At 57.6% G+C, this 12615-nt stretch carries 13 protein-coding genes; all 13 read left to right on the top strand.

Features of this window, described 5'->3' with window-relative positions; genetic code table 11:
- Positions 1-26 precede the first annotated feature (26 nt).
- The 13 genes from ACR0NZ_RS08265 to ACR0NZ_RS08205 all read left to right on the top strand — a co-directional run bounded on the left by ACR0NZ_RS08265 (position 27) and on the right by ACR0NZ_RS08205 (position 12525).
- A complete protein-coding gene (locus tag ACR0NZ_RS08265; RefSeq protein WP_480482443.1) occupies positions 27-875 on the top strand; it encodes a peptidylprolyl isomerase in 849 nt (282 codons plus the stop codon).
- Positions 876-880: 5 nt separating this feature from the next.
- Positions 881-2107, top strand: a complete 1227-nt coding sequence (gene argJ, locus ACR0NZ_RS08260) for a bifunctional glutamate N-acetyltransferase/amino-acid acetyltransferase ArgJ (RefSeq protein WP_480493997.1) — start codon at positions 881-883, stop codon at positions 2105-2107.
- Positions 2104-2502 carry an 8-oxo-dGTP diphosphatase MutT gene (gene mutT, locus ACR0NZ_RS08255; protein ID WP_267363933.1) on the top strand — a complete coding sequence of 133 codons (399 nt, stop codon included), beginning with the start codon at positions 2104-2106 and terminating at the stop codon, positions 2500-2502. Before argJ ends, mutT begins: the two co-directional genes overlap by 4 nt.
- Positions 2503-2612: 110 nt before the next feature.
- Positions 2613-3203 carry a hypothetical protein gene (locus tag ACR0NZ_RS08250; protein ID WP_480493996.1) on the top strand — a complete coding sequence of 197 codons (591 nt, stop codon included), beginning with the start codon at positions 2613-2615 and terminating at the stop codon, positions 3201-3203.
- Positions 3204-3509: 306 nt separating this feature from the next.
- On the top strand, positions 3510-5483 hold the full coding sequence (locus ACR0NZ_RS08245; RefSeq protein WP_480518158.1) for an AMP-binding protein: 1974 nt from the start codon (positions 3510-3512) through the stop codon (positions 5481-5483).
- Positions 5484-5561: 78 nt separating this feature from the next.
- Positions 5562-6380 (top strand): ABC transporter ATP-binding protein, encoded by an 819-nt coding sequence (locus ACR0NZ_RS08240; RefSeq protein ID WP_480474340.1) that lies wholly within the window; start codon positions 5562-5564, stop codon positions 6378-6380.
- 29 nt (positions 6381-6409) lie between these two features.
- Complete coding sequence (locus tag ACR0NZ_RS08235) at positions 6410-7396, top strand: branched-chain amino acid ABC transporter permease (protein ID WP_480518156.1); 987 nt, start codon at positions 6410-6412, stop codon at positions 7394-7396.
- Entirely contained in the window at positions 7397-7651 is a 255-nt protein-coding gene (locus ACR0NZ_RS08230) for a hypothetical protein (protein WP_480474338.1), read from the top strand.
- On the top strand, positions 7648-7905 hold the full coding sequence (locus ACR0NZ_RS08225; protein ID WP_480474337.1) for a hypothetical protein: 258 nt from the start codon (positions 7648-7650) through the stop codon (positions 7903-7905). The genes ACR0NZ_RS08230 and ACR0NZ_RS08225 overlap by 4 nt, the downstream gene beginning before the upstream one ends.
- A gap of 3 nt (positions 7906-7908) precedes the next feature.
- Positions 7909-8985, top strand: coding sequence for a branched-chain amino acid ABC transporter permease (locus ACR0NZ_RS08220; protein ID WP_480482437.1), 1077 nt, complete (start codon positions 7909-7911; stop codon positions 8983-8985).
- Positions 8986-9059: 74 nt separating this feature from the next.
- Positions 9060-10343 (top strand): ABC transporter substrate-binding protein, encoded by a 1284-nt coding sequence (locus ACR0NZ_RS08215; protein ID WP_480474335.1) that lies wholly within the window; start codon positions 9060-9062, stop codon positions 10341-10343.
- A gap of 111 nt (positions 10344-10454) precedes the next feature.
- Positions 10455-11288 (top strand): ABC transporter ATP-binding protein, encoded by an 834-nt coding sequence (locus ACR0NZ_RS08210; protein ID WP_480474334.1) that lies wholly within the window; start codon positions 10455-10457, stop codon positions 11286-11288.
- Between the two features lie 19 nt (positions 11289-11307).
- Entirely contained in the window at positions 11308-12525 is a 1218-nt protein-coding gene (locus ACR0NZ_RS08205) for a phenylacetate--CoA ligase family protein (RefSeq protein WP_480494049.1), read from the top strand.
- Positions 12526-12615 lie beyond the last annotated feature (90 nt).

Below are 12615 nucleotides of genomic sequence, written 5' to 3'. Positions count from 1 at the left end.
CCGCGGCAAGGAAATAGGATGATTCAATGCCCAAAGGCCTCACTTTTCTGCCATCGCTGGCTCTGACCGCCATGATGGCCCTGCCGCTGGCCGCCGAAACACAGCCGGATGCTTCCACCGTGGTGGCGCGTGTGAACGGGGATGAGATCACTTTGGGTCACGTGATCGCAACCGTTGCCGCCCTGCCGCCGCAATACCAGCAAGCCGAAGATGATGTATTGTACGACTTCGTGCTGGAACAGCTGATCCAGCAGCAATTGCTGGGGCAACAGCAGGACGGGCTGAACAAACTGAACACGCTGCGGCTGAAAAATGAAGAACGCTCTCTTCTGGCGGTTCAGACCGTCACAGCCCTGACCGATACCGTTGTCACGGACGAGGCCATTCAGGCAGCCTACGACGCGCAGTACAACGATTTCGCGGGTGAAGACGAATTCGATGCCAGCCACATTCTGGTCGAGACCGAAGAACAGGCCAACGACCTCAAGGCGCAGCTTGATGACGGCGCCGATTTCGCCGAGCTCGCGCGCGCGCATTCCACCGGCCCGTCCGGCCCCAATGGCGGTGCTCTGGGCTGGTTCGGCAAGGGCCAGATGGTACCGGAATTCGAAACAGCCGTGGTCGCGCTCGAAAAAGGGCAGGTGTCCGATCCGGTTCAGACGCAGTTCGGCTGGCATGTGGTCAAGCTGAACGACAAGCGCAAAACCGAAGCGCCCGCGCTGGACGCCGTGCGCGAAGAGCTTGCGCAAACTGTTCAGCAGGACGCCATTCAGGCGCGCATCGATGAACTGACACAGCAGGCCCAGATCGACCGCCCCGCTCTGGAAGGTGCCGGACCCGAAGTCCTGCGCCAGCTGGACCTGATTCAGGAGTAACCCCCGTGGCCAAGATCACCAAGGTTTCGCCGCTGGCGCCAGCGTCCTTCCCTGATTTGCCTGCAATTGACGGTGTGCGGTTTGCCACCGTCGCGGCGGGCGTGCGATATCAGGGCCGCACCGATGTCATGCTGGCCGTGCTGGACCCGGGCACATCTGTGGCCGGGGTCTTTACCCGTTCGGCCACACGGGCGGCACCGGTTCTGGATTGTCAGGACAAGATCGGCGGGCCCAGTGACGGCCCGGCGGCGATCCTGGTGAACTCGGGCAATGCCAATGCCTTTACCGGGCATTATGGTCAGACCTCGGTGGCCGAAGTAACGCAGGCCGTCTCGAAGGCGACTGGTGTTCCGGTCGAGCGGGTCTTTACCTCCTCAACCGGCGTGATTGGTGAGCCGCTGGCTCATGACCGCATCATTGCCAAGCTTGAAACGCTGAAGGCGGGTCTCAGCCGTCACGCGATCGAAGACGCCGCACGCGCGATCATGACCACGGACACCTTCCCGAAAGGGGCCGTGGCGCAGGTCGAAATTGATGGCAAAACAGTCTCTATTGCGGGGATTGCAAAGGGTTCGGGCATGATTGCGCCAGATATGGCGACGATGCTGGTCTATATCTTCACCGACGCGCAGGTCGAACAATCAGCGTTGCAGGCGATGCTGAGCGCGCAGACAGACCGGACGTTCAACTGCATCACCGTGGACAGCGATACATCCACCTCGGACAGCCTGCTGCTGTGCGCCACCGGCGCTTCGGGTGTGGACGCCACCGGCAACGCGGCTTTCGCCGAGGCGTTGGAAGCCGTGATGCTGGATCTGGCCCAGCAAGTGGTGCGCGATGGCGAAGGTGCCACGAAATTCGTCGAAATCCGCGTAAAAGGGGCCGCAACAGACGCTGACGCCAAGATCCACGGCCTTGCCATCGCCAACTCTCCGCTGGTCAAAACCGCCATCGCGGGCGAAGACCCGAACTGGGGTCGTATCGTCATGGCCATCGGTAAATCCGGTGCCGCGGCGGACCGCGACCTGCTGAGCATTTCCTTCGGCGACATCCTTGTGGCCGAAAAAGGCTGGGTCAGCCCCGATTACAGCGAAGACGCAGCTGCCGCTTATATGAAAGGTCAGGATCTGGTCATCGCCGTTGATCTGGGCCTGGGCGAAGGCAATTCCACCGTCTGGACCTGCGATCTGACGCACGGATATATCGAGATCAACGCGGATTACCGCTCGTGAAAACCGTGTTGGTCTCTGCTGTCGCCCTGATCGACATCGAGGGCCGGGTGCTGTTGGCCCAACGCCCCGAGGGCAAATCCATGGCCGGTCTTTGGGAGTTTCCCGGCGGCAAGATCGAGCCCGGCGAAACCCCCGAGGCCGCCCTGATCCGCGAATTGCACGAGGAACTGGGCATCGACACCTGGGCCTCGTGCCTTGCCCCCCTGACCTTCGCCAGCCACAGCTATGATGATTTCCACCTGCTGATGCCTCTGTTCGCCTGCCGCAAATGGCAGGGCATCCCACAGTCGAAAGAGGGGCAGGCGCTGAAATGGGTCCGCGCAAATGACCTGCGCAATTACCCCATGCCGGCCGCGGATGTGCCCCTGATCCCGATCCTGCGGGATTGGTTGTAGGGGCTCAAAAGGCGTCAGGCGCAAACGGCCCGAATTTCGGCTTGGCGGATTTATTTGCCGATTTGTGGTAGTGTTCGAGTGCTTTCTCAATGGTGAAGGAGTACCTCGTTATGATTGCAAGTCGAGTTGGAAAGCTTTGGGTGTCCAGGATTGTTTTGATTTTGGCCTTATTTGTTTTGGCGGTTCATAGTGCCAAAGCAGATGATGCGAAGACTGCAGTATCGGTCATGATCGAAGAGCAGGCCCGAATTGATCGCTATGTCGAACTCGATTTTGCACGGCAAGATCTTTTGTTTCACCAGACGAGCACGATCCTGGCCCTATACGGTGATTACAACTCCTACACCAAATCGGACGGCACTCAGGCCAATGGCTCTGACATGACGCGATTCAGAAATCGGGTCACTGAATACGTGCCCGCTGCAATTGTGGATTTCCGGCGAAAGTCCCAAAGAGACAAAACAATTTCCGAGGATGAGGCAAGCAAGGCAGTAGCCGCAGAAACCCTGATGGAAGAGATGGTTTTGGCCGCAGGTGAAATCATTGAACTTTGCGACGCCAACAAGCCCTATGAGGCAAGTCTCGTTTACCGCGATAAGACAATGCCCTTGAACACGAAACTTTTGGGGTTGCTGTACACGTTGCGCTCAACATCTGTTGGTCGTTTTAAAAAAGCAGCATTAAAAGCTAAGTATCAGTAACCGCGCCAACCTGCCGAAGGTCGAATTCTGTTTGCCGGTCCGGCGTCCCTGCTGCACACAGGACCTGTTTGGTACGGTAATTGCGTGGGACGAACGGGTTCCTCGTAACAGTCTGCATTTGTACATATTGTACAAAACGTAACATCACCCTTCTGCACCTGTTACAATTCGTAAGAATTGAGAAAACATCAGGCAAAACTTGACGCTGATCGTGCGGGTGTCCCAAATCGGGGCACTGGCATCCGGGGGCTTTCCCGGATCCGCCATTTCCGGCTTAGAGGAGGCCGGATGGGGAGGAGAAAAAGATTGGCTCAGACGCAGTCGGGCGCCGAAGGGTTGCACTCCCTTCCGGCGCTTCTACACCGCAACGCGACCCAGTTCGGGGATGCCCCGGCCTATCGGGAAAAAGAATTTGGGATCTGGCAATGCTGGACCTGGGCTGAAGCGGCCAAGGAAATTCGCGCGCTCGCTCTTGGATTTCTTGAAATTGGCGTTGAGCGCGGTGACCACATTGCCGTGGTCGGACGCAACCGGCCAGCGCATTACTGGACCATGGTCGCGGCACAGATGGTCGGTGCAATTCCGGTGCCTCTGTATCAGGACGCAGTCGCCGAAGAGATGACCTATGTGATGGAGCATTGCGGCGCGAAATACGTCGTCTGCGGTGATCAGGAACAGGTCGACAAGGTCATCGAAATTCAGGAAAAAGTGCACCAGATCAAGCACATCCTCTATACCGACAAGCGAGGGATGCGGAAATACGACCACAGCCAGATGAACGCGCTGGAAGACCTCATGGCCGAAGGTCAGGCAGGACATCAGCGGTTTGATGCAGAGCTGGACAAGCGCATCTCTGAGATCACCTATAACGACACCTGCGTCATGCTTTATACCTCGGGCACAACGGGCAAGCCCAAGGGGGTGGTTCTGTCGAACCGCAACGTGATCGAAAGCGCCAAGAATTCAGCGATCTTCGACCATCTGACCCGCGATGAAGATATCCTCTCCTACCTACCAATGGCATGGGTTGGGGATTTCATCTTTTCCATCGGTCAGGCCTATTGGTGCGGGTTCTGCGTGAACTGCCCGGAAAGCGCCGACACGATGATGACCGATCTGCGCGAAATCGGGCCGACCTATTTCTTCGCCCCGCCGCGCGTGTTTGAAAGCCAGCTGACCAATGTAATGATCCGGATGGAGGATGCGAGCAAGCTGAAACAGCGCATGTTCCATCACTTCATGGCGCATGCCAAAAAGGTGGGCGGCAAGTTGCTGGATGGCAAACCCGTCGGCTTTGGCGACCGGATGAAATACGCGCTGGGTAACCTGTTGGTCTATGGGCCGCTCAAGGATACGCTGGGCTATGGCCGGTTCCGGGTTGGCTATACAGCGGGTGAAGCGATCGGACCGGAAATCTTTGATTTCTATCGATCTTTGGGCATTAACCTGAAACAGCTTTACGGTCAGACCGAAGCAACCGTGTTCATCACCGTACAGCCGGATGGTGAGGTTCGGGCCGATACGGTTGGCGTGCCCGCGCCGGATGTTGAGATCAAGATCGACGACAAGGGCGAGATCCACTACCGCTCGCCCGGCGTGTTTGTCGAATATTACAACAACCCGGATTCCACGGCATCAACCAAAGATGCCGAAGGCTGGGTGGCAACGGGTGATGCCGGGTTCATCGAGGAAAGCTCGGGCCATCTGCGGATCATCGACCGGGCCAAGGACGTGGGCAAAATGGCCGACGGGTCCATGTTCGCGCCGAAATATGTCGAGAACAAGCTGAAGTTCTACCCCGATATTCTCGAGGTCGTTCTGTTCGGAAACGGCAAGGATCGCTGTGTGGCCTTCATCAATATTGACCTGACAGCGGTCGGCAACTGGGCGGAACGCAACAACGTGGCCTATGCGTCCTATCAGGAACTGGCGGGCCATCCGCGTGTGTTAGAGACGATCAAGGCGCATGTGGAAGAGGTCAACAAATCGGTAGCGGCTGATGAAATGCTGTCCGGTTGCCAGGTGCATCGCTTTGTGGTGCTGCACAAGGAACTGGATGCTGATGATGGTGAGATGACCCGCACCCGGAAAGTTCGGCGCGGGTTTGTCGAAGAGAAGTTCCACGACATCATTGCGGCGCTTTACGACGGGTCCGAAAGCGTCTCGACCACGACCGAAGTGACCTATGAGGATGGGCGCAAGGGATCGATTAGCGCAACGCTGAAAATCGTGGACGCGCCGGTTGTACCGGTTGCGCAGCACAAGGTGGCAGCGGAATGAGGGCCGCCACAGCACCGCGCGACCTGCGGCCATCGCCCTGTCCGCCATCCCGTTTTTGCGCAAGTCAGGGAGTGACTGATGCTGGATAACGCCGAAGGATATGTCACTGAAGACGGTCGCAAGATCGGCGGCGTGGTGATGGAGATGAAGAACATCACTCTGCGCTTTGGCGGCGTCGTGGCGATCAAGGATATCTCGTTCGATATTCGCGAGGGTGAGATTCGCGCCATCATCGGGCCGAACGGGGCCGGAAAATCATCGATGCTGAACGTCATCTCGGGGTTCTATGTCCCGCAGGAGGGAGAGGTCTGGTTCCACGGATCAAAACGCCCAGCGATGCGGCCCTTTGAGGTGGCGCAGCAGGGGATCGCGCGGACGTTCCAGAACATCGCCCTGTTCGAGGGGATGAGCGTTTTGGACAACGTCATGACAGGGCGTTTGAATTTCATGCAGACCAACATCCTCCAGCAGGCCTGGTGGAAGGGAAAGGCCGAGGCGGAAGAGGTTGAAAACCGTGAGGCGGTCGAGAAGATCATCGATTTCCTTGAAATCCAGCACATCCGAAAAACGCCCGTGTCGCGCCTTCCATACGGGTTGAAAAAGCGGGTGGAACTTGCGCGTGCTCTGGCGGCAGAACCAAAGCTCTTGCTACTGGATGAACCGATGGCGGGCATGAACGTTGAAGAGAAAGAGGACATGAGCCGCTTTATCCTCGACGTGAATGACGAATTCGGCACCACCATCGCCCTGATCGAACACGATATGGGCGTGGTGATGGACCTGAGCGACCGCGTGGTCGTGATGGATTACGGCAAGAAGATTGGTGACGGCACGCCCGACGAGGTGCGCAACAATCAGGAAGTCATCGACGCCTATCTGGGAGTCAGCCATGACTGAGACCAAAGCAGATATCCGGGGAGGCACATATGCCTGAGCAGTTAATCTTTGCCACGGAGGTCATCCTTAACGGTCTGATGGCCGGGGTGCTTTATGCGCTGGTCGCGCTGGGCTTTGTGCTGATCTACAAGGCATCCGGAATTTTCAATTACGCGCAAGGGGTTATGGCCCTGTTTGCGGCGATGACACTGGTCGGGATCATGAACGGGCAAGTGCCTTTCGCGCATTTGATCAGCGCGACCTTCGGCACTCATGTCTACAACTTCGGTTGGACCATCCCCGCCCTGTTGGCGATCATCCTGACAATGGGCGTGATGGTTCTGTTGGCCTGGTGTGTGCAGCGCTTTGTCATGCGGCATTTGGTTGGGCAGGAGCCGATCATCCTGTTCATGGCCACGATCGGTCTGGCCTATTTCCTAGAAGGCGTGGCCGACCTGATGTGGGGCTCTGAGATCAAGACGCTGGATGTGGGTCTGCCGCAGGGCATCAACCTGTGGATTGACGAGGTCACCTTTAACATCTTCGGCTATGGTTTCTTCATCGACAACCTCGACATCGTGGCAACCGCGATCGCGGCGCTTCTGGTGGCGGCGCTGGTGGCCTTCAGCCAGTACACAAAGCAGGGGCGGGCCATGCGCGCTGTGGCGGATGACCATCAGGCGGCACTTTCGGTCGGGATCTCGCTCAACTTTATCTGGGTCATGGTTTGGTCGGTGGCCGGGTTCGTGGCGCTGGTCGCGGGGATCATGTGGGGCACCAAATCGGGCGTGCAGTTCTCGCTGTCGCTGATCGCGCTCAAGGCGCTGCCGGTGTTGATGCTGGGCGGGTTCACCTCGATCCCCGGTGCCATCGTCGGCGGTCTGATCATCGGTGTGGGCGAGAAGCTGTTCGAATTCTCGATTGGCCCGCTGGTCGGCGGCGCGACCGAGAACTGGTTCGCCTATGTGCTGGCGTTGATCTTCCTGGTGTTCCGACCACAGGGTCTCTTCGGTGAAAAAATTATCGAGAGAGTATAGATGGATAACCTGAACCCCCTTTTCAAAGCCCTGCCGATTGCCTTGCTGATTTATGGGCTGACCCGTTCGCTGGTTGAGTGCTTTGAGATCAACCTGGCGGGTTCAAGTATTGCAATGACAGGCGATACGGAATGGCAGATGAGGATGCTTGTTTACGCAGGATATTTGCGGGCGATGGATTCATTGTTCTTCTACGCAGCCTTGGCCGGAGTGGTTCATTGGCTGAACGTTAGAACCAGAGGTGCCCCGGCATGACCAAGGTGATCGCCATCATCAACGTAATCGCATGGGCGGGGTTCTGGGCCTTTGGCTACATCGCGCTGACCTCGAATGACCTGACAGACAGCCAGTTGACGATTGCCGCGATCCTGGCCTTTGCCGGGCTGATCATGGGCGTTCTGGCCTACCTGAAACTCGTGCGCGCCTCTGAGGCGAGCGGATATGCCAAAGGGTCCAGCCAGCTGGACGCCGCGACCCGTAACCGGGCGCAGGAAGAATGGGGAAAGTAACAGATGTTCTATCGTGAGGCCGGAGATTTCAAAACCTCCTACGTGGATGACAGCCAGACTTTCCCGATCAAGTTCGACCGGTACCGGTACTATGTCGTTCTGGCGGTGGCGTTTGGGATCATTCCGTTCATCATCAACGACTATTGGGCAAACGCCCTGCTGCTGCCCTTTCTGATCTATGCCATCGCGGCGATCGGATTGAACATACTTGTGGGCTATTGCGGGCAGGTCAGCCTTGGTACAGGCGGTTTCATGGCGGTGGGTGCTTATGCCTGCTACAAGTTGATGACCGCATTTCCAGACGTCAGCATGTTCATTCATGTCCTGCTGGCTGGTGGCATTACCGCGATTGTAGGCGTTTTGTTTGGCCTGCCTTCCCTGCGGATCAAGGGGTTCTATCTGGCGGTGGCCACGCTTGCGGCACAGTTCTTTCTGGTCTGGCTCTTCAACCGGGTGCCGTGGTTCTACAACTACTCGGCCTCGGGCCAGATCAACGCACCGGAACGTGACGTGTTCGGCATTATCATCTCGGGCCCGAACGCCCCGGCCTGGGCGACATACCTGTTCTGCCTGATCTTCCTGACCTTCAGCGCCATCATTGCGCGCAACCTGACCCGTGGCACGACCGGGCGGACATGGATGGCGATCCGCGACATGGATATCGCCGCCGAAATCATCGGGGTGAACCCGCTGAAAGCCAAGATCAGCGCTTTCGCTGTCAGCTCGTTCTTTGTGGGCATCGCCGGGGCGTTGTTCTTTGCCGTCTATCTTGGAGCGGTCGAGGTGGGCGAAGCATTCGGCATCCAGAAGTCGTTTCTGGTGCTGTTTATGGTGATTATCGGCGGATTAGGCTCGATTTTCGGGTCTTTTGCCGGGGCGGCCTTCCTGGTGCTGCTGCCGGTTCTGCTCAAACTGGTTGGCGTCGATCTTCTGGGTTGGCCGACCGATATCGTTGCCCATCTTCAGCTGGTGATCGTGGGCGCGCTGATCATCATGTTCCTTATCCTGGAACCCCACGGTCTTGCACAGTTGTGGCGCGTGGCGAAAGAGAAACTCAGACTCTGGCCGTTCCCGCACTGAGGGCTGGCCCAATCATAAAGACGGGTGATCAAGCCCGAACTCAATATCGGATCAATCAAGGGAGGAGACACCCGATGAACAAGAAACTGGCAACTGTGGCGCTGAGCGCCCTGATGGCGGCAGGACCTGCGATGGCGGATCTTGTGTTCCCGTCGCTCAGCTATCGAACCGGGCCCTATGCGGCTGGTGGTATTCCATTCGCGGACGGTTACGCCGACTATTTCACGCTTCTGAACGAGCGGGACGGTGGCATTGGCGGTGTACCAGCAAACGTGATCGAATGCGAAACCGGGTATAACACCGAAAAAGGCGTGGAATGTTATGAGTCCACCAAAGGTGAAGGCGCACTGGTGTATCAGCCGCTGTCGACCGGAATCACCTATCAGCTGATCCCCAAAGTAACCGCCGACGGCATTCCGTTGCACACAATGGGGTATGGCCGGACCTCGGCTGCGAATGGCAAAGTGTTCAGCCATGTGTTCAACTATCCGGCCAACTACTGGAACGGTGCGTCCGGTGCGATCAACTATCTGTTGGATGAAAATGGCGGTGACCTGAGCGGCAAGAAGATTGCGCTGGTCTATCACAACTCGGCCTATGGCAAGGAACCGATCCGGACGCTGGAAACTCTGGCTGAAAAGCATGGGTATGAGCTGTCCTTGCTGCCGGTTGATCACCCGGGCCAGGAGCAGAAGTCGCAATGGCTGCAAATTCGCCGCGAAAAGCCTGACTATGTCATCATGTGGGGCTGGGGCGTCATGAACCAGGTTGCGGTTCAGGAAGCGGCCAACATCCGTTTCCCGATGGAAAACTTCATCGGTGTCTGGTGGTCGGGCGCGGAATTCGACGTTCAGCCTGCTGGGGAAAAAGCGACCGGTTACAAGGCGCTGACCTTTACTGGCCTTGGCATGGACTATCCTGTCTATGACGACCTGAAAAAGTACGTCGTTGACTCGGGCAAGGCTGCAGGTGCCGGCGATCAGCTGGGTACAGTTCAGTACAACCGTGGTCTTTATGCCGCCATGCTGGCAGCCGAGGCTGTGAAAACGGCGCAGGCGATGCACGGAACCGCTGATATCGACGCATCGATGATGCGCGATGGCATGGAAGCATTGGAAATGACCAACGCCAAGATGGAAGCTCTTGGCATGTCCGGGTTCGGCCCTGAATTCTCGGTCTCCTGCGAGAACCACGGCGGCCCAGGCCTTGTCGGTGTTGTTCAGTGGGATGCGGCGACTGGCGCCTGGAACCCGGTACAGGACTTCAAACCGACAGATGCCGAAGTTATCGGCGCGTTGATCGATGAAGATTCCGGTGCCTACGCAACCGAAAACAGCATCTCGCCACGTTGCGAGTAAGGCATGTTGCGCCACGGATGTGATCCGGGGCGTTCAGACAACCGGAGCGGCGGGTCGCCTGCCGCTCCTCACGAACAGCCCCGGAACGGGCAGGCATGAGGAAACGCGCTGATGCTGGATGCGGCACAAACCACTGACGTGCAGGCGGAAACCCTGCTTGAGGTCAATAATATCGAGGTGATCTACAACCACGTGATCCTCGTGTTGAAAGGCGTCAGCCTGAACGTTCCAAAGGGCGGCATCACAGCACTGCTGGGCGGCAATGGCGCGGGCAAGACAACCACGCTCAAGGCCGTTTCGAACCTGCTGCATTCCGAACGCGGAGAAGTCACCAAAGGTTCGATCAAGTATCGCGGCCAGAACGTGCATGAAAGCGATCCGGCCGATCTGGTTGAAAAGGGTGTCATTCAGGTGATGGAGGGCCGCCACTGTTTCGAGCACTTGACCGTCGAGGAAAACTTGCTGACCGGCGCATATACTCGAAAAGACGGGGCTGCTGCGGTCCAGCGGGATCTTGAGATGGTTTACGCATATTTTCCCCGGCTCAAGGAACGCCGCCGGTCGCAGGCAGGCTATACATCGGGTGGGGAACAGCAGATGGTTGCCATGGGGCGGGCGTTGATGTCGCGGCCCGAGACGATTTTGCTGGACGAACCCTCAATGGGGCTTGCTCCGCAGCTGGTCGAAGAGATTTTCAGTATCGTGAAGGACCTCAACGAAAAAGAGGGCGTGTCCTTTCTGCTGGCAGAGCAGAACACCAACGTCGCCCTGCGCTTTGCACATTATGGTTACATTCTTGAATCCGGGCGTGTCGTGATGGATGGCCCGGCAGCCGACCTGCGCGAAAACCCGGATGTGAAAGAGTTCTACCTGGGTATGTCCGATGAGGGCCGCAAAAGCTTTCGCGATGTGCGGTCCTATCGTCGTCGCAAAAGGTGGCTGTGAGCGGATGGAGGATATGGCGATGACCTATTTCGACGCACTCGAAACACGCTCGACAGACGAACGCGCCTCGGATCAGGCCAGGGCACTAGTGGAGCAGATTAAACGCGCGATGTCAGCCCCTGGATTTGCGTCGCATTTGTCAGAATCAGACACTAATAATGTAATGTCAGCAGATGATTTGCCAACATTGCCCGTTCTGCGGAAATCGGATCTGACCCGAGCACAAGCCAAACGCCCCCCGTTTGGCGGATTTACGGTAAAACCGGCGCGGCATTTCCATCATGTGTTCCAGTCACCCGGACCGATCTATGAGCCGGGCAGCACTGATCACGACTGGTGGCGCATGGGCCGTTTCCTGAATGCTGCGGGTGTTGGCGCAGGGGACATCGTCCAGAACTGTTTTGGGTATCACCTGACCCCGGCCGGTATGATTTTTGAAAACGGCGCACGCGCTGTTGGCGCGGCTGTTCTGCCCGCAGGAACCGGACAAACCGAGTTGCAGGTGACTGCCGCCCGCGACCTTGGCTGTACGGCCTATGCAGGCACGCCGGATTACCTGAAAGTCATTCTGGACAAAGCGGACGAGATGGGCGTTTCACTGCATTTCTCGAAAGCCGCCGTTGGCGGAGGCGCTTTGTTCCCGTCTTTGCGACAGGAATATGCCGATCGGGGTATCTCGTGCCTGCAATGTTACGCGACAGCGGATCTGGGCAATATTGCTTATGAAAGCGCCGCGATCGACGGGATGATCATCGACGAGCACGTGATTGTCGAGATTGTTACACCGGGAACCGGAACTCCGGTGGCGCCGGGTGAGGTGGGTGAGGTCGTGGTAACCTCACTCAACCCCGATTACCCGCTGATCCGCTTTGCGACGGGCGACCTGTCCGCCGTGATGCCGGGAATTTCTCCTTGCGGTCGCACGAACACCCGGATCAAGGGTTGGATGGGGCGTGCAGATCAGACAACCAAGATCAAAGGTATGTTCGTGCGACCGGAACAGGTTGCCGCGTTGGTCGACAAGCATGAAGAAATCGTCAAGGCCCGCGTCATCGCCACCCGTCAGGGCGAGATGGATTCGATGACTGTCCAGATCGAAAGCACAGGCGGGGATGATACGGCATATGCCAGATCGGTGGCCGAAGTGCTGAAACTGAAAGGCGCAATCGAAGTCGTCGCCCCCGGCTCGCTGCCCAAAGACGGGCTGGTGATTGAGGATCAACGCGTCTACGAATAGCAGTGAAAATCAGGTCTGCGGCAGTTTGTGTCGCAGATTTGTTGACCGACGCACTGGTGTTTCCGAGCATTTTGGTCGATTAAAGGCAGA

This window comes from Ruegeria sp. AE3, assembly GCF_056542225.1.
This window is presented reverse-complemented; position numbering and strand designations above follow the sequence as displayed.

Bases quoted from the DNA above. Each gene is read 5' to 3' on its own strand.
- ACR0NZ_RS08265 (WP_480482443.1), top strand. From the start codon at position 27: ATGCCCAAAGGCCTCACTTTTCTGCCATCGCTGGCTCTGACCGCCATG.
- ACR0NZ_RS08250 (WP_480493996.1), top strand. From the start codon at position 2,613: ATGATTGCAAGTCGAGTTGGAAAGCTTTGGGTGTCCAGGATTGTTTTG.
- ACR0NZ_RS08240 (WP_480474340.1), top strand. From the start codon at position 5,562: ATGCTGGATAACGCCGAAGGATATGTCACTGAAGACGGTCGCAAGATC.
- ACR0NZ_RS08235 (WP_480518156.1), top strand. From the start codon at position 6,410: ATGCCTGAGCAGTTAATCTTTGCCACGGAGGTCATCCTTAACGGTCTG.
- ACR0NZ_RS08230 (WP_480474338.1), top strand. From the start codon at position 7,397: ATGGATAACCTGAACCCCCTTTTCAAAGCCCTGCCGATTGCCTTGCTG.
- ACR0NZ_RS08225 (WP_480474337.1), top strand. From the start codon at position 7,648: ATGACCAAGGTGATCGCCATCATCAACGTAATCGCATGGGCGGGGTTC.
- ACR0NZ_RS08220 (WP_480482437.1), top strand. From the start codon at position 7,909: ATGTTCTATCGTGAGGCCGGAGATTTCAAAACCTCCTACGTGGATGAC.
- ACR0NZ_RS08215 (WP_480474335.1), top strand. From the start codon at position 9,060: ATGAACAAGAAACTGGCAACTGTGGCGCTGAGCGCCCTGATGGCGGCA.
- ACR0NZ_RS08210 (WP_480474334.1), top strand. From the start codon at position 10,455: ATGCTGGATGCGGCACAAACCACTGACGTGCAGGCGGAAACCCTGCTT.
- ACR0NZ_RS08205 (WP_480494049.1), top strand. From the start codon at position 11,308: ATGACCTATTTCGACGCACTCGAAACACGCTCGACAGACGAACGCGCC.